Here is a 23,578-nt window from a genome sequence, read left to right as displayed (position 1 = left end):
TCAAAATAAAAAGACAGCGAATGCGATTCGCTGTCTTTTTTGCATGTTAGGCAAAAGGGTCAAAGTCGGGGCCTTGCGCCATTTTGCGAAAAATCCGCTCTTCCGCACAATAATCCTCTAGTCTCGCTTTATGGTCTGACAGCAGCGATTCCTTGCTTCCGAGTGCAAGGATTCCCCCTTGCGGAAGACTGTCCAGCAAGATGCCGTGAACCCGGCTTTGCAGCTCCGCACTGAAGTAGATCAGCACGTTGCGGCACAGAATGACGTGAAACTCGTTGAAAGAACCGTCCGTCGCCAAATTGTGCTGCGCAAACATCATACGGAGCTTCATATCGGGATGAAAATAGGCATGCGTATGATCTGTAGAATAATAAGCCGAAAACTCGCGCGTGCCGCCCGCTTGCAAATAATTGCGCGTATAAGCTTGCATCCGTTTAAGCGGGAATCGGCCCTCTTTGGCTTGCTCAATCGCTTCTTGGCTCATATCGGTGGCATACAGGATGGATCGGTCCAGCAAATCAACCTCCTGCAGCAAAATGGCCATAGAATAAACCTCTTCTCCCGTAGCGCAGCCCGCATGCCAAATCCGAATTTCAGAATGCTTTCGCAGCTCGGGAACCACTTTTTCACGGAAGGCAAGGAAAAAATCGGGGTCCCTAAACATTTCCGTCACTTTTATCGAAAAATCTTCAAGCAGCCTATCCATATAGCCTTCCTCATGCAAAACTTTTTCCAACAGCGCCGTTATCGTGGGCAGCTTATCCTGCACAATCCGGTTGCGGATGCGCCGGCGCAGGGAAGAGCGCAGGTAGTTTCGGAAATCGTATCCTCTTACCCGGAAGATCGCCTCCAACAGCAAATCGATTTCAAGCTCTTCCGTTTCCCCAAGCCTTTCGGTTCCGTCAATGGGATCCGTCAAAGGGCTCCCGTCGTTCGTTATCCAATCTTCGCTCATGAATGATCCACCTGCTTAGTGAGCCACACCCTCATCAGGGAGAAAAGCTGTTCCATTTGAATCGGCTTGCTGATGTAATCCGATGCTCCGGCCGCGAGGCAGCTCTCTTGATCGCTTTTCATCGCTTTGGCCGTGAGGGCGATAATCGGCTTGTCCTTCATCATCGGGTGCTGTCTGAGCGCGCGAGTCGTTTCGAAGCCGTCCATAATCGGCATCATAATGTCCATCAGCACGAGGTCAAAGTCGGTTTCCGTATGAACGATCTCCAAACATTGCTGGCCGTTATGCGCTACCGTCACATGAAGGCCTTTGGACTCCAAAGCATTGACCACAGCGAACACGTTGCGCGCGTCGTCTTCAACAAGCAGCACCTTTTTGCCGCGCAGCATGGTTTCTTCGCTTATAGCTGCCGCAACCTCTAGTGCAGCGAAAGACGTTGGAGCGGGAGGCACTTCTTCGCTAATTGACTCGTTGCTGTAAGCGGCTTTGTCCATCTGCGCCGCAACGGCAGCTTCCAGGGTAGCCTGACTTATCTCGCGCTGCGCTTCTTGAAGCTCCAGCGGCACATACAGCGTAAAGGTGCTGCCCTTGTGCAGCTCGCTGTCGACGACGATGCATCCGCCAAGAAGCTGAGCGAACTCGCTGCAAATCGAAAGGCCGAGTCCCGTTCCGCCGTAGACGCGGTTTGTTTTGCCGTCCACCTGCTGGAACGCCTCAAAAATGAGCTCCTGCTTGTCCTTCGGAATGCCGATGCCTGTATCAATGACGGAGAAGGCCAGCATACCCGCCGGATCAGCATTCGGCAGCCGCTTCGCAATGACCGCAGGGTCCGCTTTATGCAGCTTGAGCGTGACGGTTCCGCTGTCCGTAAATTTGAAAGCATTGGAAAGCAGATTTTTTAAAATTTGCTGGAGCCGCTGTCCATCGGTTTTTAAAATCGGGCGCAGTTCCGGCTGAATTTCCACCAGAAACGGAACGCCTTTTTTGTCCGCCACAGGGTTAAAGACGAGCGCCAAAATTTCCGGAATTTCCGAAACGCTAAGCTCGTCGATGACGATTTCGATTTTGCCCGCTTCGATTTTAGACAGGTCCAAAATATCGTCTATAAGCGTCAGCAAATCTTTGCCGGAGGAATGAATGACGCGTGCGTAGCTTTCTTCATCCTCGGAGAGCGATTTGTTTTCGTTTTCGTAGAGCATTTGCGACAGGATCAAAATGCTGTTCAGCGGCGTTCGAAGCTCATGCGACATATTGGCAAGAAAGTTCGTTTTGTACTCCGCGCTTTCCTTCAGCTTCTCGGCATAGTCTTCCAGCTCCGCTTTGGCTTGCTCAAGCTCTTTTGTTTTCTGCTCGGCGAACAGATTTTGTTCTTCCAGATGCTCTGTCGTCATGCGCATCTCTTCCTGCTGCATTTGAAGCTCCTCGGACTGAGCCTGCAATTCCTCCGTTTGGGCTTGCAGCTCTTCTGTAAGCGCCTGAGATTCGCCAAGCAGCCGCTCCACTTCCATGCGGCCTGCCGTATTGTCGAGCGTGACGCCGAAATATTCTTCGATAGCTTCGAGCAGCTTAAGATGCTGCGTTGTAAAAGGCTCCATTGACGCAAATTCCATAACCGCGACGACCTTCCCCTCAAACTCAACGGGCACGATCAGCACGCTGAGGGGCTTCATCTCGGCAAAGCCGGATGTAATATTTCCTTTATAGTCTTCCGGCTGATTGAGCAAAAAAGGACGCTTGTCCATTGCACATTGGCCGACAAGTCCTTCCCCGAAGCGGAAGCTGTCCTTTGCATTCACGCCTTCCATAGCTGCATAGGCGGCCAGCTTATTTAGCCGCAGCTTGTCTCCCGTACCCGCCCGGTAATAGAAAGCTCCGTAGGATGCGCCAATCATAGGGGCAACTCTGCTCAGAAACATAGAGGACAGCTTCGCCAGGCTGTTGATGCCTTGATTCATCGTGGCGACTTCCGCTACATTTTTTTGCACCCAGGATTGCGACTCCAAGCTTTCCAGAAGAACGTTGGTCGCATCCGCCAGCTCTTTAATTTCGTCGCGGGACTGCACCTGAATCCGTTTGGTCAAATCCCCTTTGGAATCGGCAATTTCGCTGATCGTTTCGGAAACTTGACGGATCGTCCTGACGATGGCATTGGAAACAAAAGCGACAATGAAAAAAGAAAAGATGGCGACAGCCACAAGCAATCCGATCAGTCCTACCAGCAGCCATTGGTTGCGTTTGTCGAGCTCTTCAATATAAGCGGTGCTGGCATTCAAATGTTTAACTCTTAGCGACTCTAACGTCGCCCTGAGCTGGTCGATATCCGCTTTCCCTGAATCCCGACCGAAAAAGTCGATTAATTCATCCGTTTTATTCAGCTTTTTCATTTCAATAGTCGGCTCGCCGGCCGTTTCAATCCAATGCTCGATCGTTTCCTTAATCGTTGCTAAATCTTGGTGCATGGAAGCATCGGCGGCTAGTATTCCAAACAAGTTGTCATAGTTGCTCCTCCATTCCGACTTTCCTAAGGCGTATGGTTCCAAGTAGGACTCGTTCCCTGTTATGACATAACCTCGCTGGCTTGATTCCATGCTCATGACGTTATAGCGGATGGAGGTGATGTAGGTCATAATTTTCAAATCTTTGGAGGTAATATTTTCAATTTCATTTTGCAGCGTTCCGATTCGCTCGGACACGATGACGACGGCCGCCCCAAGACTGCAAAGAATAAGAAGATAGCCAAGTGCGATCTTGAACCGGATGCTGAAGTTGCGCAGTGCAGGCATGGTTCCTTCCTTCCTTTCTATGAAACTATTTATGTGTCTGTCTATGATCCCTTCCTCTAGTATAACATGAGCCTGTTCATATCGCTCGGAGATAGGGGAAGGTATGCGGCGGGCGGGCTCCCTGTTTCAAAGCTTAAGGCCTGGGGTAATACCGATTTAAGAGATTCGCGAAGGAGGGAGCAGCGCAATGGAATGGTTGATTGGCATATGCATCGTTGCCGTGACGTTGGCGATTATTGTTCTATTTTATAAACTGTTCAAAATGCTTAAGCTGATGGGTACCGCAATCGAGGACGCGAAACGGACGATGTCCGAGCTAAGGTCGGAGATGAGGGAGATGACCTCGGAGGCGCGGAGGGTCGTGCAAAATACGAATGATATCGCTTTGGACGCACAGAAAAAAATGAAAGAACTCGATACTCTGTTCCATACGGTCAAAGAAATCGGGAGCGCCGCCCACACGCTTACACAATCGGTTAGGCAGGCTGCGGCAGGAGCTGCGGCCCGTATCAAAAGCGGCAGCTTGCAAGCTGCCCGCAAGGAAGAGGCGGGAGTCCCCGGAGCGGGGGTAGCTGGCGCCATTGCCGATGGCATTGCCTCTTCAATTCGGATATGGAACCGATTGAAGCAAAATTAAGCTATAATTTTAAGTGAAGGGAAGGAACGTGGAAGATGAGCCATACACCCGTCGTTTTAACGATTCCGGCAAGATCGGACCATCTGGACATTGTAAGGGCCGCTTTGTACGCCGTTGCGAGCAAGGCCGGTTTTTCTTTTGAGGAAATTGAGGATATGAAAGTAGCGGTTACCGAAGCCTGTACAAACGCTATTTTGCACGCGTATAGAGGATTTGCGGAAGGAGTGGTTCAATTGTCCTTTTTGTGGGATCAAAGGGAACTGCATATTTCCGTCAAAGATTTTGGAAGCAGCTTTGAGCATAAGGAAGAGGCTCGGGGGCCATTGCCGGTTATGGGGGAGACGCCATTGTCTGAGCTTGCCGTCGGAGGGCTTGGCATTTTTATGATGCAGGCTTTAATGGATGACGTCCTCGTGCGGACCGAAAACGGCACGGAGGTCGTACTCATCAAGCGCATGAGCAGAAACGAGGAAATGGTATGAGTGCGAATCCCTCGCAATTAAATCCGCAGCAGACGGCGGAGCTTATGGAGAAGTACAGAATGGAGCAATGCAACGACAGCGCAACGGCGCTTCTTCTGCATTATGAGCCTATCGTTCGAATGGCCGCCGCAAAGATGTCGAGAAGCAGGCCCGACCTCTATGAGGATCTGTTCCAGACCGGTCAGATGTCGATGCTTAGGCTGTTCAAGCAATTCGATGCCGATAAAGGAATCCCGTTCGAAGGATATGCGATGAAAAGCGTGGTCGGCCATCTCAAAAACTTTTTGCGGGACAAGTCCTGGTACATTCAAGTGCCAAGGCGGATCAAGGAGAAAGGGCTCCTTGTTCAAAAGACAATAGACGAGTTGACCGTGCGGCTTGGCCGATCTCCCAAAGTGGAGGACATTGCGGAGCGTCTGGAGCTTTCCGTAGAAGAGACGATAGAAGTGCTGACTTCGAGAGAGATGTATCAATACGTATCCCTCGACACGCCGCTGTCGGCGGAAGGAGAGAGCGCCGCGACCGTTGGCGATATGATTGCCGCCGAAGAGAGCGAGCTGCATTCGCTTGAGGGGCGTATGGATTTGCGGGACGCGTTCGGCCAACTGAAGGAGCAGGAGCGGACGGTGCTCGATTTGGTTTATACGATTGGGCTCCCGCAGAGGGATGTGGCGGAGCGGCTGGGCATTTCGCAGATGAGCGTCTCCCGCATCCAGCGCCGAGCCATCGAAAAGCTGAAAGCGCTGCTAGCCGAAGGAGAGCGGGACGGGTAGCGGCTTGAAGTTTGCCGTAGGCGACGGTTGCAGTGGGCGCGATTGCCGTAGGCTCGGGCTGCCGTAAGCCCCGGCTGCGGCTTTTCGGCTGTATTGGCCGGAGCGGCCGAATTTAGTGGTTCGTGGCACAACTTAATGCCCCGAATGGGGCGTTCCGCTGGATTAGTGGTTTGTGGCACAACTAAAAGCTCCGAAAGGGGCGTTTGCGCTGAATTAGTGGTTTGTGAAACAACTAAAAGTGCCGAAAGGGGAGCTTCCGCCAGATTAGTGGTTTGTAGCACAACTAAATGCCCCGAATGGGGCGTTTCCGCTGAATTAGTGGTTTGTGGCACAACTAAAAGCTCCGAAAGGGACGTTTCCCCCGGGTTAGTGGTTTGTGGAACAACTAAAAGCTCCTAAGGGGGCGTTTCCGCCATATTTGTGGTTTGTGAAACAACTAAATGCCCGAAAGCGGCGTTTCCACTGATTTAGTGGTTTGTGTAAAAACTCGAAGAGACGTCCCCCGTCTCTTTTTCTACTTCCAGAGAGCGGGTGGCGTGGATAGTAGTGGTATGGTTCGCAATTCCGATGCAATTTGCATAGAAGAGGGATTTAAGCGCAAGTCCTTCCTTAGCCGACGCAAAAGAAGGGCCGCTCCAATGGCCTGACGGCTATGGAAGAAGCCCTTCAATATTGCTTTTATTGAGCTGGATCAGGAACCTGGCCTTTTCCTTTGACCTCCGGAGCGGTAGGCATGGCCTCCATTTCTTTGCCCAGCTTGACCATGTCTTGTTCCGTTGGTGCCATAGAATTGACATCGGCCTTAATCCCTTCGACGGCTGCTTGCGTGCTGTCCTTTGTATGTTCGGACACGCTTTCCGCCCATTCTTTTGTATGCGTGCCAACGCTGCCGACCACTTGTTTGGTTTGGGAGCATACGTTTGTTGCAAAAGTTTTGGCATTGTCGCCGAGGACATGAAGCTGCCTTCCAATATCGGCTCTAAGCTGCTGTCCCGACTTGGGCGCAAGAAGCAGGGCTGCAATTGCCCCGACGGCTCCTCCCACTAAAGCTCCGACGACAACTCCTGTAGCTGAATGTTCTTTTGGCATAGCTATCTCTCCTTTGGCTATTGAAATCATAAAGGCTGTGCGCCTCTTAGAAAGCTATTAAACGTTTTGCGTTTCTTTTAAACCGATTAGAGCAAATTTGTTGGACAACCATGATTACTTTCGGCTTCTTCGGCGTATATATAGATATGAAAGAGAGAGGAGAGGGGCCGGCATGACATCGAATTGGAAAATAGCAGAAGGCGCCATTGAGCGCATTAAGGTAGAGGGCAACGAGGAAAATGAAGAGGTCAGCTTGTTCGGCTATGCGGAAGGCTTGCATTGTGTGGGGCTGGGAACGGACGCGGCTGTTTTCGTATACGATCCGGCACCTGAGTATGCTTATAAAATATATACGGAGCGAGCGCTTCATAAAATTGAAAGAGAGAGGGAAGTATACCGCAGACTTGAGGGTATTCCCTATTTTCCGGTCTGCTATGGCGAAGGCAGAAACTATTTGGTCATTAGCTATGAGCCGGGTCCTACGCTTCTGGATTGTCTGCTTCAAGGAATTCCGGTGCCGCGGCAGGTCATTGTCGATGTGGAGGAAGCACGGAGGATGGCTAGAGATAGAGGGCTTAACCCGCGCGACATTCATTTAAAAAATGTCATTGTCCAAAACGGACGAGGTAAAGTTCTGGACGTCTCCGAATATGCGCTGGAAGGGGACGACCGCAGGTGGGAGCATCTCATGTGGGCGTACGATATGTTTTATCCTAGTCTCGAGGGCAAAAGAATCCCTTCCTGGCTGCTTGACTTCATTAAAAGCGGGTATCGGAAGCTAGATCAGGCCAATCTTAACGTAGAGGAGTACGCTCAGCGAATTAGCGGCTTGTTTTCGAAGTTTATGAAGTAAAGAGATGGTCTGCATATGAGAAGTAACCATTCCGCTGTGAAATGCACCCCTTAGAATAGACATTGGAACCTTATGGGTTAAACCGATGAAATTTTGGGGGTGCATTTTTCATGAAACAATGCCAACACGAAGAGTTTCTTTTCTCACTTAAAGATAGAAACACTCTCCCCTTATAATATCCGTTCGATTAAAGAGGTCATAGATACGAATATATTCGATTCTACAATGAAGATCGAGTCTAGTTAGCTCTAAATAAGCTGATGCCGCAAGAGTTCCGACATCAGCTTACAGTCTTACACTTTTGTAACGGCCACACAGAAGGGAGTTTTCTTATGGGAGCATATGGTATAATATTACTATTGAACAGTGTAAATTGAACTATCCACTATCAATATTTAAGGGGATTTATATATGTCTATATTCAATAAGCTATTCGGTCAAAAGCGAACTATTCAAAGCCCAGTTTTTATAAAGGACTTTTCTAAAGTTAATAATCAACTGTCTTCCCTCAATGAACTTCTTGAGAGGATCGTTGACAGTGAAAAGAAGGATAACATTGAAAGAGATATAAAGTTTCTCAAGTATGGGATAGATGGAGAGAATAATGTTTATTTCGAACTAAAGAATTCGTTCCTACCGATAATATGTTTACATGACGTAAGGCTGGAATATGAAGGTTATGTCGCGCAATTGGATTTTGTTGTGATTTCCAATAAATTCACTTGCATTCTGGAAACGAAGAAATTGAGCGGGAATATTTCAATCGATCAAGACGGAAATTTTGTACGAATTATGAAAAATAGATACGGAAAAGAGTTTAAGGAAGGCATCTACAGTCCAATTACACAGAATAACCGACATGTCGATGTGCTTAAGCACGTACTTTCAAAAGAGTTGAATATTAATAATATGCCTATCATTTCTCTTGTTGTAATGGCAAATGCCAAGACAATAATCAAAAAATACAAATGTCCGGCGGCAATTGAGAGAATGCTCATTAAGTTTGACCAGATCAAGGCTACTCTTGAGAAGTACCAGAATGATAAGGCTAATTTGTATGATCTTGCTGAGAAAGAAATGTTTGAAATTGCGGAGTTGCTTGTCAAATTAGATAGTCCTTTAGAAATAGATATGGAAGCCAAGTATCAGCTTTCAAACGAAGAATACCAGCGGAAAGGTGAACAGCAGCTGCGTGAGGAACTGACGGCTTACAGACTTCAAACTTCAAGAGCGGAAAACATTAAGGCGTATTTCATTTTCAACAACGCGGAGATGGAAGAAATGATAACTAAGTATCCACGCACAGAAGGAGAACTGTTAAATGTAAAGGGCTTTGGTCCGGGCAAGTTTGAGAAGTATGGGAATGAAATTCTACATATCTTTAATGGATAATAGGGAAGTGGAGAATGATTCATATTGGAGAGCACTTGATTCCGAATGATGAATTTTTTTTAGCTGACATAGGTGGAATAAGAGAGTATTCATTAGAGAAAGGTTACGTTTGGTTTGGGGAAGATGATTTTTTAACCGAAGAAGGTATTAAAGAGGCTCAGAGGGCATTTCCAGAAAGTTCGGTAGGAATATCAATAACGATTACATTTTGTAAGCAGCACGGCGAATATGTATACCTTGAACGTCCGTATGTGGCTCCGACAGCTTTAGTAAAAAGGAATAGTCAAGTAGAGATTGCAGGATTTTATTTTTATGCAACATTAAATGATGATGGTGAAGTTACGGGGATAATTAGAAATTGTGTTTTTTTCACATTTTGGGATTCGAATTTAGAGTTTGCATGCCAATCTTCATCAGAAACAATAACGGATGGGTTTTTAGATATTTATAAACGGGGTATTTTCGGATCAGAAATTGAAAAGTTTAGTGTGAATCGTTGGAATTCTAACCACTCACATAAAGGAGCGTATATTTTTGTTGAGACAGAAGGGAGTTTATTGGCAAAGTTTATAAAACAGGGCAGGAAGTACGATGTGGAGTTAAGTGTTGTTGAAACGTGATGATGTTAAACACCCTGTAACATTGATTAAAGACCACTCCTTAAATGTAGTCGATACATTTAAGGAGTGGTCTTTTCTAGGTAAAACGTGTCTGTTGGTAAAACTATCGGAGTAACACGATTCGAACGTGCGACCTCACCCACCCCAAGGGTGCGCGCTACCAGGCTGCGCCATACCCCGACGCTAAAAAGCTTCAACTTACCGTTATTATAATGAGGGAAACAGGGGTTGTAAAGAGTTTCCATGCGGCTAACATTCATATAAAATATGCCCCGTAGACGAGAGATCGTACCCCGACAAAGCTCCTAGCTCCCGCGCAAACTGGTCCGACTTTAAAACATCCAGCATGGCTTCGATCCATGCGGCATTTTCCGGCTTTTTCAACACGACCAGATCATAATGCTCCTCTACAAGAGGGATATAATCGATCCGCTCAACGATAGCCGCCGCTCGGGCTGTGCCTACCCCAATATCGGCTTCTCCCGAAGCGACTTTGGCCGCCACGGACAAATGATTGCTATGTTCTGCGTCATAGCCGATCAAGCTTTCCCGGCGAATGCCGTGAAGGCGGAGCTGCTCGTCCAGCAGCACTCTTGCTCCGGCTCCACGTTCCCGATTGGCGAGGCGAAGCCCCTGCTTGTTCAAATCCGCCCATCCCGCGAGCCCCAAAGGATTGCCCTTCTGCACGTAAAGTCCCGCCGAACGAGTCAGCAAACGAACGACCAGATACGAAGAGCCGATCAGCAGCTTGCGGATATAAGGAAGATTGTATTCACCCGTGTCTCCGTCGAGCAGATGGGTGCTGACGATATCGGATTCGCCTCTATACATGCCAACCAAGCTGTCGAGACTGCCGTCATAGGAACGAAGGAAACGGACACCGGGCAGCCTGCTCTCCAAATGTCTGGCCAAAATATCGAGACTCATATCCTGCCCCGTGATGACAATGCTTCCGTTTCTTCTTAAATTCTGCCCCTGTGGCGCCGTAGATGCAGCATGCCCAACAGACGCCGCTGCAACCGAAGCGGAAGCGGGCATAACCTGCCCTCCGGGCGTCAAAGAAGCTGGAGCGGACACCGCCGCCTCCGCAGAAACAGTCGGAGCCTGACGCTCGGCTGCTGCCGCTGCTTTGTGCCGCTGCTTGTAAGCCTCCAAATCGGAAGCGTCCACCCTCATCTGCTTGCCTACCCGGTAGGATGGCAGCTCTCCCTTTTTTATTAAATCGTAAACCGTTAGCTTTGAAATTTTGAGCAGCTTTGCGATTTCTTCCGCTGTATAGGAAATATCCATTGAGATGACATACCCTCCAAAAAGCAATAATCCAAAATAAAACTAATGCTATTGTAGCATATCGAAGTAAGGCAAAGTCGGGCTTTGTTTCTATTTACAGATTCGCTTATCATTCGTATAATACAATTCTACTTATGTCTAGTTATATCTAAATATAATGAAAGAAGGAGACTTGAAATGAAGTTTGTTAAAAATGGTATGATTTCAATTCTGCTTGTGTGCATGCTGATGGTCATGAGCGCTTGCGGATCAAATGAAGCGGGCAAAGATGCGGCGAACGCAAATGACGTTGTCGCAGTAGAACTGACTGTATCGGCTGCCGCAAGTTTGACGGAGGCTCTGAACGAGCTGAAGGAGAAATACGAAGCGCAGAACGAAGGAGTGACGCTGCTGTTCAACTACGGCGCATCCGGCGCTTTGCAGCAGCAGATCGAGCAGGGAGCTCCTGCCGACTTGTTTATTTCTGCCGCTTTAAAAAATATGGATGCTTTAGTGGAAAAGGGGCTCGTGGAGAAAGACAACCGGGTCAACCTGCTGTCGAATGAACTGGTTGTTGTTTCTCCTAAGGATAGCGCGCTAAAAATCGCTTCCAATGAAGATTTGCTGCAAGATACGGTAGCCAAAATTGCGATCGGCATTCCGGAAAGCGTTCCTGCGGGCAAATATGCGGAGGAAGCGCTCAAGAAGGCAGGGCTGTGGGACAAGCTGCAGCCGAAATCTGTGCAGGCGAAAGACGTGAAGCAGGTGCTTCAATATGTAGAAACAGGCAACGTAGATGCCGGTTTTGTTTATAAAACGGACGCTTTGTCTTCCGATGCCGTACAAATTGCTTTTCAGGTAGATGCGGCGAGCTATTCTCCTATTCTTTACCCGATTGGCATTGTAAAAGCATCGAAGCATCAGACGGAAGCGAAGGCGCTATACGACTATCTTCAAGGCGAAGAAGCGCAGGGCGTATTTGCAAAATACGGCTTCGGAGCGCCGAAATAAGCGATGGATCTAGATTGGCAATCGTTCTGGCCTCCCGTCCTGCTGTCGCTTCAAATCGCCTTGCTGGCCAGCCTAATTGCCACAGTGCTTGGAGTTGCGGCGGCGCTTTGGATGTCCCGGCACACATTCCGGGGACAGGCGCTTGTGGAGACGCTGTTTATGCTTCCGCTTGTGCTGCCTCCTACTGTAGTCGGATTTCTTTTGCTGGTGGCATTGGGCAGAAGAAGCCCTTTGGGGAAGGCGGCGGAATGGCTGTTTTCCTCCCCCGTATTGTTTTCCCCGGCGGCGGCGGGCATCGCCGCCATCGTCGTGGCGTTTCCACTTGTGTATCAGACGATGAAAGTCGGCTTCGATTCCGTTGACAAAGAGCTGGAGGAGTCTGCCCGTTCGGCGGGTGCCGGAGCCTGGGCCGTCTTCCGGCTCATTACTCTTCCGCTTGCTTACCGCTCTCTGCTCACGGCGTTTATTTTGGGATTTGCCCGCGCTTTGGGCGAATTCGGCGCCACGCTTATGATTGCGGGCAATATCCCCGGCAAGACGCAGACGATTCCGACCGCCATTTACGTTGCCGTTGACGCTGGACACACTACAATGGCATGGGCTTGGACGATTGGAATGATTGTCATTTCATTCATGCTGCTGCTGTTTACAGGCCGGCTTAGAAGGGGATAGCGGCAAGAAAGAAAATGCTCCGGATGTGCAGAAGCATCAGCATCTAACAACGAATAAAGTAATGAAAGGACGATCCCTCCCAACAATGAGGGGCGTCCTTTTTTTTGATTACTTTTGAAATAAAGCTTGCGGGGATTTGAGCTTTTGATATGCTTATAACATAAAAGGATAAATTTAGAAAATGTAGTAAGGAGGATGACAACAGATGAAGCTGCAACGATTGCCGTGGGCTGGGATACGTTTGGAAAATGAACAGGGCGCTGTGCTGATTGATCCTGTATCCCGCATTTTGGAGCAATTCGGCGGCTCGAAGGAGCCTATGTACCCGCTAGATCATTTCGGAGGGGCGGATGCTGTGCTGATCACTCATTTGCATGAGGACCACTTTGACCCTGAAGCGATTGCGAGAGCATTCGGCGCGGATATCCCGGTTTATGTCCCGGAGGAAGCGGCTGAGACCGCCCGCAAGAGCGGCTTGTCGACCGTTACGGGAGTAAAGCTGGGAGCTTCTTTGGAGCTCGCTAACGGGATTACGGCGATTGCGGCACCTGCCGTGGACGGACTGGGTCACCCGCAAGTATCCTGGGTTGTGAAGAGCGGCGGGAAAACGGTATTCCATGGCGGGGATACGCTTTGGCATGGCCACTGGTGGAAGATTGCCTCCAAATATGGCCCGATTGACGCCGCTTGTCTGCCGGTTAACGGCGCCATTATGGAATATCCGGGTTTGACGCCTAGCGGAGAGCCCATTTGTCTGACGCCGGAGCAGGCGGTTTCGGCTGCCGTTGTGCTCGGAGCAGGAGTGCTGGTCCCGATTCACTACAAGGCTATCCACCATCCACCTTTATATAGCGAGACGCCGGATATCGATTCCCGTCTGGAGAAAGCGAGTATTGGCAAAATAAAGCTTAATGCAATTAAAGCAACGGAATCCATTATCCTGTAGCAACAGATCCCCTCTTAAAAACTAGCTAATGCCAGGCTGCTCGGGAAGCAGCCTTTTTTGTTTCCTCTGAGCCTCCAATACCCGCATCATCGATTTTTGAACCTTCATCGTCTCCGGCGAAGCATGAGCGCTATGTGCCAAATTGAAGACTTCCAAAGGATCTTCCGACAAATTGTACAATTCATATTCATCCGGTATCCCTTCTCCACCGTCATTTGAATCTCCGGCGAAGTATCGCGAATATTTCCAAAGCTGAGTTTTCCCATTGCGGGGAATTGGGGCTATGACGGTTTCAATTCGGTTCGGCTGCACGACAGAGGCGTATGGCACGCCGAACGGACTGACCTGATGCTGGCCCCTCGTCACATCATCGTCCGTCATAAAATAAATAGGCTCGTTCGGAATCGGCTGAGCACTCCTATCCAGCAGCCAAGGCGAAAGATCGCGGCCTACAAGCTTGCGGGCTTCGCTGAACGTCCCCTTTAGCCGTTCTCGAATAGACTCCGCGTCGATCCCCGCCAGCCCGAGCAGCGTAGGCACAAGATCGATGTGGCTCGTCAGCGAATCGACGAATGAGTGTCCAGGGAAAAGCCGCTTGTTGTGAAAAAGGATAGGCACATGCAAAAACTCCTCGTATGCGCAATAAAACTTTTGGAACAGATGACCATGCGCTCCTAGCAAATCTCCATGATCGGATGCAAATACAACAATCGTATCGTCGTAGAAAGAAGTGCGGGCGAGCGCGTCAATGACTTTCGCCATTTGCTGGTCTGCATTTTTTTGCAATTGATAATACAGCCGCCGGTAAAACGGCTGATTCCAAATCGGCTGCAGCGCCTTAGGATAGGTATCCCTGTAACTGGCCTGGCAGCGCGGTTTTGTTTGCAGCGATTCATATAGAGTGGGAGGAGGGGCAACGTCTGGAACATCCGGATCCACTTGGAAGCGGAACGCAGCCATCCGCTCCGTCAGCGAGCCATACAGCACAATATCATGCGGATTGACTAAAGAACAGACGACTAGCCATGGCTTAGCTGCTTGGTCCTGTTTCTTTTGCAAATCGAGCGCCGTTAAAAGCTCCACCGTCTCCGCCGCAAAAAACGGGTCTCTTCCGCTCACACCGAATCCGGCAGAAGAGGCCGAGTTCCGCGGATTTTTCCCATGCGGCTCGGGGCCGATCCAGCCGGAGAAGCCATAGCCGTCAAGGCGGTTTGCACTTTGGTAAAGCCGTTCCAACTTAGGATTGGGTACGCCTGAGAAGGTGTCGTAGCTTGGGATCGAGTCATGCGTGCCCGGATTGATAATGTCTGGATAGGAAATATGCCATTTTCCTCTGTAATGCGTTTGATAGCCGCCCTCGCGGAAGTAGTCTCCCATCGTCGGCACCGTGTTCCGATCAAGCCAAAACATGTCGGAGTCGAAAGGCTCCTTGGCGATGCCCGTCGTTTGGCTGACGCCATGCAGCGATGGATAATGTCCGGTAAATAGAGTAGCACGGCTGGGAGAGCAGGCGGAGCTTCCAATATAATGTCTGCGAAATTCGACCGCATGCTGTCTAAGACCGTTTTGTGCGGTCAAGTTGCGTCGGCGCCATTCTTTTATTTCTTCGTTTTCATACACGGGTGGATACCTTTCTTCATCTACAAGAAGCACAAGAATGTTCGGCCTGTCCGGTTCCCTACGGCTTGTTTCCACCATTTTCCCACTTCCCCGACTACAAAGTCTTTACCCCCAGCGTATGAAGAAAAGACGCCGATTAGTCGCAGCCGCTGGCATTGAGCCTGCATAGAGTGCACATACAACCCACATAGAGCACGTAAAGAGCACACACAGAACAAACAAAGAGTCCGCGTATGAAAGCGTCGGCCCATTCTTTGCGCAAAATGGGAAAAAACGAGATCGGCTGAGAAAAGAAGAGTATTTCTTAGAGAACGGCCATTGTAAACGCTAATTCCGATGACAGCATATGTAAAACGGTTCAAAGATGCTTTTTCGCCGCCTTTACACTTTCCAGCAGCAGGAGTAAGATTCGATTATGATTTATGAATGATTTACGTAAATGCAACTTTTGAATCGCTGAGTTTTCCAGAAAGGAAAAACGGGGGACCCAACAGCAAGCTTCTTTCCGGTGTGAGAGCCGCGATGGAGGCATGCAGGGGTGAATCGCTTGCGGCCGCTGCCATGGAAGGGCCTAAGCAAGCGTAGGGCGACTCTCACCGCCCGAATCCGACAGCTAACCTCGTAAGCGTTGTTTTGAGAGAGGGTGCGACTTGTGATCGTGAGCAGTTGACGGCCGCAGGGGCATTAGCCTCTGTGGTTTTTTGTTGTCTAAAATAGGAATATGCACGTAAAACGCTGAGTTTCTGCGTATGCAGAAAGCGGGGGAACCAATCGATTTCGAACTAGAAATCATGGGGTGAATCCGGATCTTTAGAAGATCCGGTAGGGCGACTCTCACGCCCGAATCCGACAGCTAACCTCGTAAGCGGAATCGAGAGAGGCCAATTGCAGCTCTTCGGCATGAACGAAGCTTTTTCGTTATGCCGCTAGAAGAAGCCGCGAAGGACCCTCCTTCGCAGGCTTCTTTTTTTATGCCCATTTGGCCTATATCACCCAAAAGGAGAATGAGATGAACGGCCCCCTGTTAACGCTTGTTTATGCGCCGAACGAACCGGCGCGCCAATTTGTGAAGCTGCTGCTCTCGCGAGGATTGCCCGTCGCGGCCGTTGTCAACAGCGCCAGGCAGAAGAGAATCCACGAAGGATTCGGCATTAACCGGTTCGTGAGGCTCGATACAAAAGCGGCCGACTGTCCATTGAAAATGGGATCGATCGGAAATGTATATTTATTTGACGACTCTGTCCCCCTCATTTGCAGATATTTAAAGCTGATTCGCCCTTTTGTATTGGGCCGGATTATCGTGGTGACGCAAAGCGCGAGCATACCGGGCTTGTACCGGCATCTCGGAGCGGATCAATTGCTGCACGAAACGTTAAAAGCGGAGGAACTGCTGGAGGAAGACGAGGAAAACCGGAAGGAGGAAGCGGAATGTTAGATTTAGCTATGGCTGCATTGCTGGTGGCGCTTGTGGCCGCCATGTGGGGTCTTGCCACTTGGTCCGCCAAAGAAACGGATAGCGGGAGGGACAAAAAATGATCGTGTTGTACTCCTTGCTTGCAGCGGTTTTTCTTTATTTGTTGTACGTGCTTCAAAATCCGGAGCAATTTTAACGAAACGAGGGAACGGAATTGACTATGCTGGGAATGGTTTCGATAGCCGTGCTGCTGCTCATCGTCGTGCTTTTGGCGAAGCCGGTCGGCTTATATATAGCGAGGGCGTTTGATTATGCGCCTTCCGGAGTAGACAAGGCCTTTGGTTGGCTGGAGAAGCCGATTATGGCCCTTAGCGGCATTAAAAATATCAATCAAAGCTGGAAGCAATACGTGTTCGCGCTGCTTTGCACTAATGTGTTTATGCTTATCATCGTTTATGCGCTTTTCAGATTTCAGCATTTGCTTCCGCTTAATCCGAGCGATATCGGACCGATGGAGCCGACGCTCGCTTTTAATACGGCCATAAGCTTTATTACAAATACGAACTTGCAGCATTACAGCGGCGAAAGCGGCTTATCCTATTTGGCTCAGATGATCGCTATCGTCTTCCTGATGTTTACGGCTCCGGCGACTACACTCGCTGCTGTCATCGCCTTTATTCGCGGTCTTGCGGGCAAGCCGCTCGGCAACTTTTTTGTCGATTTGGTTCGTGCGCTTACCCGGGTGCTGCTGCCAATCGCTTTTGTAACGGCGCTCATTTTCGTAACGCAAGGCGTGCCGCAAACGATGGAATCTTCGGCGACCGCAACGACGCTGGAAGGCGCGGAGCAAACGATCGCAAGGGGCCCGGTCGCCTCATTCCTCGCAATTAAGGAGCTTGGCAATAACGGCGGCGGATTTTTTGGCGTCAATTCGGCGCATCCGTTCGAAAACCCGACGAACATTTCTAACATGCTCCAAATGCTTCTGATGCTGCTCGTCACAACCGCCCTTCCTTTTACTTATGGAAAGATGGTTGGCAATAAGAAACAGGGCAGCGTATTGTTCTGGGCGATGGGCATCATGTTTGTGATCATGACGGCCCTATCGCTTATGGCGGAAAATGCGGGCAATCCAGCGCTCAACGCGCTTGGAGTAGATGTCTCGCAAGGCAGCATGGAGGGTAAGGAAGCCCGCTTTGGGGTGACAGGTTCCTCCATTTACAGCGTCGTCACTACGGCAGCCGAGACGGGCGCCGTCAATACGATGCACGACACGTTAACGCCGCTTGGCGGACTAGTACCACTGGCCAATATGATGCTCAATACCATTTACGGCGGCATCGGCGCCGGATTTATGAATGTGTTGATGTACGCCATTATCGCCGTATTTTTGGCAGGACTTATGGTAGGACGGACGCCGGAATTTTTGGGCAAAAAAATCGAAGGAAAAGAAATGAAGCTGATTGCGGCCACGCTGCTCGTTCAGCCGATTCTTATCCTTATCCCGACGGCGATTGCGCTCATGCTCTACCCGGATACGATTTCCAATCCCGGCTTCCACGGCTTGACGCAGGCGCTTTACGAATTTACTTCCTCGGCCGCGAATAACGGCTCCGGCTTTGAGGGGCTCGGCGACAATACGCCGTTCTGGAATATTTCAACGGGCATTGTGATGTTCGTCGGACGCTATTTTGCTCTTGTTACGCTGCTCGCGGTTGCGGGATCTCTGCTAGCCAAAAAGGCGGTGCCGGAATCGACCGGTACTTTCCGTACCGATAATGCGCTTTTTGCTACGTTGTTTGTTGGTACGGTTCTTATTGTCGGAGCGCTTACCTTCTTCCCGGCCATCGTGCTTGGCCCAATCGCGGAGTATCTGACGTTGAAGCCGTAACGCCATCGTTTAAAGAAAAGAGAGGAAGACTCGTTGATGAATAAAAAACAATCTATGCTGACAGGGCCTATCGCCAGAAAAGCGATTATAGAATCATTTGTGAAGCTCGATCCACGAGTTATGATCAAAAACCCTATCATGTTTGTGGTGGAAATCGGCTTTGTCATTACGCTGATCCTGTCGTTTGCTCCGAATGCGTTCGGACCGTCCACAGTCGAAGCCTGGTTTAACATCGTCGTGTCGATCATTTTGCTGCTGACGATACTGTTCGCCAACTTTGCGGAAGCACTGGCGGAAGGAAGAGGCAAAGCGCAGGCCGACTCGCTCAAAAGCGCCAAAAAGGAAATGCAGGCCCGCAAGCTGGTCGGCTCTCATATTGAAAAGGTTCCATCCCATACGCTCCGTAAAGGTGACATCGTTGCAGTCGATCAGGGTGAGCTGATTCCGGCGGACGGCGAAGTGATCGAAGGGCTCGCTTCGGTAGACGAATCGGCGATTACTGGGGAATCTGCTCCTGTTATTAAAGAAGCGGGCGGCGATTTCAGCTCCGTGACGGGCGGCACTAGAGTCGTCAGCGACCACATTAAAATTCGCGTCACTAGCGATCCCGGCGATTCCTTTTTGGATCGGATGATTTCGCTGGTCGAGGGCGCCAAGCGCCAAAAGACGCCTAACGAAATTGCGCTGACGACCGTACTGGTCAGCTTGACGATTATTTTTCTAATTGTAGTTGTGACACTGCCTTACTTAGCGAAATATTTGGGCATTACGATTGAAATACCCGTTCTAATCGCGCTGTTGGTCTGCTTGATTCCGACTACGATCGGCGGCCTGCTGTCCGCCATCGGTATTGCCGGTATGGACCGCGTCACTCAATTCAACGTGCTGGCGATGTCGGGCAAAGCTGTTGAAGCGGCGGGGGACATTAACACCATTATTTTGGACAAAACGGGTACAATTACGTTCGGCAACCGGATGGCGGCGGAGTTTATTCCCGTCGAAGGCGTGACCCCGAAGGAATTGGCAAGCTGGGCAGGCGTATGCTCGTTGAAAGACGAGACGCCGGAAGGCCGTTCCGTGCTGGAGCTGAACAAGAAGCTTGCCGTACAGGCCGACGAATCGCTTGCGGATGGTGCGGGTATCGTCGAATTTAAAGCGGAGACGCGGATGAGCGGTCTCGATCTTGCGGATGGACGCAAGGTGCGTAAAGGCGCCGTTGAAGCGGTGCGCGCTTGGGTCGAAGCTGCCGGTGGAAGCGTTCCGGCCAGTCTGAAGCAAAATGCGGATGCCGTTGCGACGCAAGGCGGTACGCCGCTGGCGGTTGCGGTCGACAACCGCGTTTATGGCATCATTTATTTGAAGGATACGGTAAAGCCCGGCATGCGGGAAAGATTCCAGCAAATGCGCGAGATGGGCATCAAGACGGTCATGTGTACAGGCGACAATCCGCTGACGGCGGCGACCATTGCGAAAGAAGCGGGCGTCGATGAGTTTATTGCGGAGAGCAAGCCGGAGGATAAAATCGCCGTTATCCGCAAGGAGCAGGCGGAAGGCAAGCTGGTTGCCATGACGGGGGACGGTACGAACGACGCTCCGGCGCTGGCGCAAGCCGACGTAGGCATCGCGATGAACAGCGGCACGGTTGCGGCGAAGGAAGCGGCCAACATGGTCGATTTGGATTCGGACCCGTCGAAAATTATCGAGGTGGTGTCGATCGGCAAGCAGCTGTTGATGACAAGGGGAGCGCTGACGACATTCAGTATCGCCAACGATATCGCGAAATATTTTGCGATTATTCCCGCCATGTTTATGATTGCCATTCCGGAAATGAACGCCATTAACATAATGAAGCTCGGTTCGCCGGAGTCCGCTATTTTGTCGGCGCTTATCTTTAACGCCGTTGTCATTCCGCTGCTCATTCCGCTTGCAATGAGAGGAGTCGCCTATAAGCCGATGTCTTCCTCCAAGCTGCTGAGCCGCAACTTGCTCATATACGGAGCGGGTGGAGTGGTTGTTCCTTTTGCCGGCATTAAAGCGATTGATTTGATCGTCCATTTGTGGGTGTAATTTGTGGGTGTAGCGTGAAGGTTGGCTGATTTGAACGCAGCCGCTAGAGACGGAAGCGGGAGTTAAGAAAGGGAGTTTTAATATATGATATCGATCACTATACGTCTAAGTCTTGTGCTGATGCTGGTTTGCGGGGTTTTGTACAACCTTGCGGTGACTGGCATTGCGCAAGTGGCGATGCCGCATAAAGCGGATGGCAGCTTAATTTATAACGAAAACGGCGACGTTATCGGCTCTGAGCTGATTGGTCAGTCGTTTGCGGGTCCAGGCTTGTTCCATGGACGGGTCTCCAGCATTGATTACGCGGCGAACGGTTCCGGCACGCCCAACTATGCACCATCCAATCCCGATATGCTGGCCCGCACGCAGGCGTCAATTGAAGCATGGAAACAAAATAATCCGGATGTGCCAATCGACCAGCTGCCAATCGACCTTATTACGAACTCCGGGTCTGGCCTCGACCCGCATATTAGCGTAAAGGCCGCCGAGGCGCAAATTTCGCGGATCAGTAAAGAAACAGGCGTATCCAAGGAAGAGCTGGAAAGTTTGGTCCGGGAACATACGAGGGGCAGAGAGCTGGGCTTGTTCGGCGAACCTGTTGTCAACGTGCTTTTGCTAAATAAAGACCTTCTGGCCCAAACAAACGCTTCATAAAAAAGGAAAGCAGCCCTGCCGGTCCGCTTAAACAGTGGAATCGTCAGGGCATCGCTGCTCTGAGAGGAGAGAAGGGTAATGAACGAATACCGTCGCCGAACGCCGGAGGAGCTGCTGCGCTCCATCCGCGATTTGCACCGTGGCAAACTTAGCGTTTATATCGGTGCGTTCAGCGGCTCCGGGAAAACGTACCATATGCTTCGCGAAGGCCATGCGCTCATGCGCCGGGGCGTGGATGTCGTTTATTGCGCGGTATCGACGTCGCGCAGGCCGGAAACGGTACAGCAGCTTCAAGGGTTGGAAAGAATCGCTAGCCTCAAGTGGAATAGCGGAAGCATCGAAAAAAAAGATTTGGATCTCGACGCGATCATCGCCCGCAACCCGGAAGTGGTGCTGACCGACGGTCTTGCCCATCGCAACCGGCCGGGAGCTGCTTGGGCCACCAGGCTTGAGGATATCGGCTATTTGCAGTCGCATGGAATAAGCGTGATCGTCACCGTCAATGTCTACGATTTGGAAGGCGCACGCCAACTGGTTAAGCAGAGGTTCGACCTTGACGCAGCGGAAACGGTGCCGGACGATGTGCTGGAGAAAGCGGATGAAGTGCGCCTCATCGACGTTTCGCCGGAAACGATGCTGAAGCGTCTCTCGGACGGCAGCATGGGGCAGAACTTTCACTCCTCGTTGTACCGGAGAGGGAATTTGGCGGTTCTTCGTGAAATAGCGCTGCGGCTTATGGCCGAAGGGGTTAACGAATCGCTGGAGCGGCATCGGGAGGAAGAGGGGCTGGAAGGTCCGTCCGGCGTCGCGGAACGTATATTGGTATCTGCTCAATTTCACTGGAACGGCTCGATTTATGTGCGCCGCGGTCAGCAAATTGCCAAGAGGCTGAACGGAGATTTGGTTGTGGCGGCTTTTGTGAAAAAAGGGGTCAAATTGTCCAAAGATGCAGAAGCGTTCCGCCAAGCGATGAAAAAGCTATGTCACAAGCTGGACGCTTCGTTCCAAGAGCTGCCGCTGATTTCACGTCGAAAGCTGCCGGAGCAGCTGCTTCGCCATGCGATGTCGCAGCAGGTAACCCGCATCGTGCTAGGCCATTCCAAACAAACCGTTTGGCAGGAGTTTTGGAAGGGATCGGTTATTCACGGGCTGCTGCGAAAGCTGAAAGGAATCGATCTGTTCGTGGTAGCGGATCGGGCGGAGCTGGAAGGAGAGAGGATTTTGCCCGCCAAATTTACTTCGGCCGAGGATAGAGGGAAGCCGTACCGGCGGCTAAGTCCAGTGGAAATTGAAAAGAAAACCGAAGCGATTCGCCGGGGAAGATTTAAAGTATATATCGGCGCCGCTCCGGGAGTCGGCAAAACGTATGCGATGCTTCGCGAAGGGAACAGCTTGCTTGCGCAAGGGGTCGATGTCGTCATCGGATTGCTGGAGACGCACGGGCGCAAAGAGACGGAGGAGCAGCTCGGCGGGCTGACCAAAATTCCTTTAAAGGAAACGGAATATCGGGGAACGATACTGCGCGAGATGGATCTGGATGCGATTATCCGCCAGCGGCCAGAGGTGGCGCTTGTAGACGAGCTGGCACATACAAATGTACCGGGCTCAAGCAACAAAAAGAGGTATGAGGATGTGCAGGAGCTGCTTGCCGCAGGCATTTCCGTCATCTCTACCATGAACGTTCAGCATTTGGAAAGTTTAAACGATGCGGTGGAAGGCGTGACGGGCGTGCGGGTACGGGAAACGGTGCCCGATAGCGTTTTGATCGGTGCGGATGAGGTGGAGCTGATCGACGTATCGCCGGGAGCGCTGCGCCAGCGGCTTCGGGACGGGAAGGTTTATGCCCTTAATAAAGTAGAACAGTCGTTGCAGCATTTTTTCCGTGAGGGGAATTTGATTGCACTGCGGGAGCTGGCGCTGCGGGAAATTGCAGACGACGTGGACGAAAGACTGGAGTCGTGGGAGCGGAAGGGCTCGTTGCGCGGACCTTGGCGCCGCAAGGAGACGATTGGCGTTTTCGTTTCGCTTAACGATCAAGCGGAACGGCTTATCCGGCGGGGCTTCCGCATTGCGCATCGGCTCAAGGCGTCCTGGTATGCGGTTTATATCGAGCCAGCCTCCGGAGGGCGCGACGAGCGGTCGGCTGCCCGAATCCAGGCGGTGAAATCGCTCGCGGAACGGCTCGGCGGCACTTTTATGGTGGAGGAATCTTCTGGTCCGCGGGATATTGGCCATGAAATTGTCGCTTCTGCGATGCGGCTGGGCTGCTCGCAGCTCGTGCTTGGCCAGCCGAAGCGCCAGAGTCTTCGCCCATGGGGAAGCGGTCCCGTGATGGGAGCTGTCATGGCGGGAGCAAGATCGATGGATGTGTTAGTCGTTGCGCGCAAAAGGTAAAGCCGGTGCCGGAGTTTGAAGGCGCCGGCTTTATTCATTTGGAAAATCCTTCTCCA

The 23,578-nt window shown here is 50.8% G+C and carries 19 protein-coding genes, 1 tRNA gene and 2 riboswitches; of the genes, 14 read left to right on the top strand and 6 right to left on the bottom strand.

Annotated elements, in window-relative coordinates:
- Positions 1-46: 46 nt before the first annotated feature.
- Together ACFQZE_RS13830 and ACFQZE_RS13825 are read right to left on the bottom strand one after the other, a co-directional pair.
- Positions 47-955 carry a CheR family methyltransferase gene (locus tag ACFQZE_RS13830; protein ID WP_379357857.1) on the bottom strand — a complete coding sequence of 303 codons (909 nt, stop codon included), beginning with the start codon at positions 953-955 and terminating at the stop codon, positions 47-49.
- Positions 952-3,738: a response regulator gene (locus ACFQZE_RS13825; RefSeq protein ID WP_379357855.1), complete on the bottom strand. Its 2,787-nt coding sequence runs from the start codon at positions 3,736-3,738 to the stop codon at positions 952-954. Before ACFQZE_RS13825 ends, ACFQZE_RS13830 begins: the two co-directional genes overlap by 4 nt.
- Before the next feature lie 187 nt (positions 3,739-3,925).
- Between ACFQZE_RS13825 and ACFQZE_RS13820 the strand changes: the two genes are divergently transcribed.
- Genes ACFQZE_RS13820 through ACFQZE_RS13810 form a run of 3 tightly spaced genes read left to right on the top strand, consistent with a single transcriptional unit; the run spans position 3,926 to position 5,630 of the window.
- Positions 3,926-4,375, top strand: a complete 450-nt coding sequence (locus ACFQZE_RS13820) for a DUF948 domain-containing protein (RefSeq protein ID WP_379357852.1) — start codon at positions 3,926-3,928, stop codon at positions 4,373-4,375.
- 35 nt (positions 4,376-4,410) lie between these two features.
- On the top strand, positions 4,411-4,857 hold the full coding sequence (locus ACFQZE_RS13815; protein WP_379357850.1) for an ATP-binding protein: 447 nt from the start codon (positions 4,411-4,413) through the stop codon (positions 4,855-4,857).
- Entirely contained in the window at positions 4,854-5,630 is a 777-nt protein-coding gene (locus ACFQZE_RS13810) for a sigma-70 family RNA polymerase sigma factor (protein ID WP_379357848.1), read from the top strand. The genes ACFQZE_RS13815 and ACFQZE_RS13810 overlap by 4 nt, the downstream gene beginning before the upstream one ends.
- A 678-nt stretch (positions 5,631-6,308) precedes the next feature.
- Here the strand turns inward: ACFQZE_RS13810 and ACFQZE_RS13805 are convergent.
- Entirely contained in the window at positions 6,309-6,719 is a 411-nt protein-coding gene (locus ACFQZE_RS13805; RefSeq protein ID WP_379357846.1) for a YtxH domain-containing protein, read from the bottom strand.
- Positions 6,720-6,891: 172 nt separating this feature from the next.
- On the opposite strand from ACFQZE_RS13805, the gene ACFQZE_RS13800 reads away from it, so the two are divergent.
- From ACFQZE_RS13800 to ACFQZE_RS13790, 3 genes are all read left to right on the top strand, one after another.
- A complete protein-coding gene (locus ACFQZE_RS13800) occupies positions 6,892-7,572 on the top strand; it encodes a protein kinase family protein (protein WP_379357844.1) in 681 nt (226 codons plus the stop codon).
- A 411-nt stretch (positions 7,573-7,983) separates the two neighbouring features.
- Positions 7,984-8,964 (top strand): NERD domain-containing protein, encoded by a 981-nt coding sequence (locus ACFQZE_RS13795; protein WP_379357842.1) that lies wholly within the window; start codon positions 7,984-7,986, stop codon positions 8,962-8,964.
- Between the two features lie 14 nt (positions 8,965-8,978).
- On the top strand, positions 8,979-9,584 hold the full coding sequence (locus ACFQZE_RS13790; protein WP_379357840.1) for a hypothetical protein: 606 nt from the start codon (positions 8,979-8,981) through the stop codon (positions 9,582-9,584).
- Between the two features lie 106 nt (positions 9,585-9,690).
- Here the strand turns inward: ACFQZE_RS13790 and ACFQZE_RS13785 are convergent.
- Positions 9,691-9,764: transfer RNA gene (locus ACFQZE_RS13785), tRNA-Pro, on the bottom strand.
- A gap of 69 nt (positions 9,765-9,833) precedes the next feature.
- Positions 9,834-10,880, bottom strand: coding sequence for a substrate-binding domain-containing protein (locus ACFQZE_RS13780; RefSeq protein WP_379358229.1), 1,047 nt, complete (start codon positions 10,878-10,880; stop codon positions 9,834-9,836).
- A 171-nt stretch (positions 10,881-11,051) separates the two neighbouring features.
- Here ACFQZE_RS13780 and modA point away from each other — a divergent pair, with 171 nt between their 5' ends.
- The 3 genes from modA (at position 11,052) to ACFQZE_RS13765 (ending at position 13,482) form a co-directional block, all read left to right on the top strand.
- Positions 11,052-11,864 carry a molybdate ABC transporter substrate-binding protein gene (modA, locus tag ACFQZE_RS13775; RefSeq protein WP_379357838.1) on the top strand — a complete coding sequence of 271 codons (813 nt, stop codon included), beginning with the start codon at positions 11,052-11,054 and terminating at the stop codon, positions 11,862-11,864.
- A gap of 3 nt (positions 11,865-11,867) precedes the next feature.
- A complete protein-coding gene (gene modB / locus ACFQZE_RS13770; protein WP_379357836.1) occupies positions 11,868-12,536 on the top strand; it encodes a molybdate ABC transporter permease subunit in 669 nt (222 codons plus the stop codon).
- 205 nt (positions 12,537-12,741) lie between these two features.
- Positions 12,742-13,482: an MBL fold metallo-hydrolase gene (locus tag ACFQZE_RS13765; RefSeq protein ID WP_379357834.1), complete on the top strand. Its 741-nt coding sequence runs from the start codon at positions 12,742-12,744 to the stop codon at positions 13,480-13,482.
- A 21-nt stretch (positions 13,483-13,503) separates the two neighbouring features.
- Here the strand turns inward: ACFQZE_RS13765 and ACFQZE_RS13760 are convergent, their stop codons facing one another.
- The gene (locus tag ACFQZE_RS13760; RefSeq protein WP_379357831.1) at positions 13,504-15,180 is read right to left on the bottom strand and encodes a sulfatase family protein; all 1,677 of its coding nucleotides are present in this window, start codon (positions 15,178-15,180) and stop codon (positions 13,504-13,506) included.
- Between the two features lie 366 nt (positions 15,181-15,546).
- Positions 15,547-15,745, top strand: a riboswitch (cyclic di-AMP (ydaO/yuaA leader).
- A gap of 80 nt (positions 15,746-15,825) precedes the next feature.
- A riboswitch (cyclic di-AMP (ydaO/yuaA leader) is annotated at positions 15,826-15,985 on the top strand.
- A 126-nt stretch (positions 15,986-16,111) separates the two neighbouring features.
- On the opposite strand from ACFQZE_RS13760, the gene ACFQZE_RS13755 reads away from it, so the two are divergent.
- The 5 genes from ACFQZE_RS13755 to ACFQZE_RS13735 all read left to right on the top strand — a co-directional run bounded on the left by ACFQZE_RS13755 (position 16,112) and on the right by ACFQZE_RS13735 (position 23,522).
- Entirely contained in the window at positions 16,112-16,537 is a 426-nt protein-coding gene (locus ACFQZE_RS13755) for a hypothetical protein (protein ID WP_379357829.1), read from the top strand.
- Positions 16,538-16,745: 208 nt separating this feature from the next.
- Entirely contained in the window at positions 16,746-18,407 is a 1,662-nt protein-coding gene (gene kdpA / locus ACFQZE_RS13750; protein ID WP_379358227.1) for a potassium-transporting ATPase subunit KdpA, read from the top strand.
- A gap of 36 nt (positions 18,408-18,443) precedes the next feature.
- Positions 18,444-20,474, top strand: coding sequence for a potassium-transporting ATPase subunit KdpB (gene kdpB / locus ACFQZE_RS13745; RefSeq protein ID WP_379357827.1), 2,031 nt, complete (start codon positions 18,444-18,446; stop codon positions 20,472-20,474).
- An 84-nt stretch (positions 20,475-20,558) separates the two neighbouring features.
- On the top strand, positions 20,559-21,128 hold the full coding sequence (kdpC, locus tag ACFQZE_RS13740) for a potassium-transporting ATPase subunit KdpC (protein ID WP_379357824.1): 570 nt from the start codon (positions 20,559-20,561) through the stop codon (positions 21,126-21,128).
- Positions 21,129-21,206: 78 nt separating this feature from the next.
- Entirely contained in the window at positions 21,207-23,522 is a 2,316-nt protein-coding gene (locus ACFQZE_RS13735; protein WP_379357822.1) for a histidine kinase, read from the top strand.
- The last annotated feature ends 56 nt before the right edge of the window (positions 23,523-23,578 follow it).

It is taken from the genome of Paenibacillus sp. GCM10027627, assembly GCF_042675505.1.
GTDB lineage: Bacteria > Bacillota > Bacilli > Paenibacillales > Paenibacillaceae > Pristimantibacillus.
This window is presented reverse-complemented; position numbering and strand designations above follow the sequence as displayed.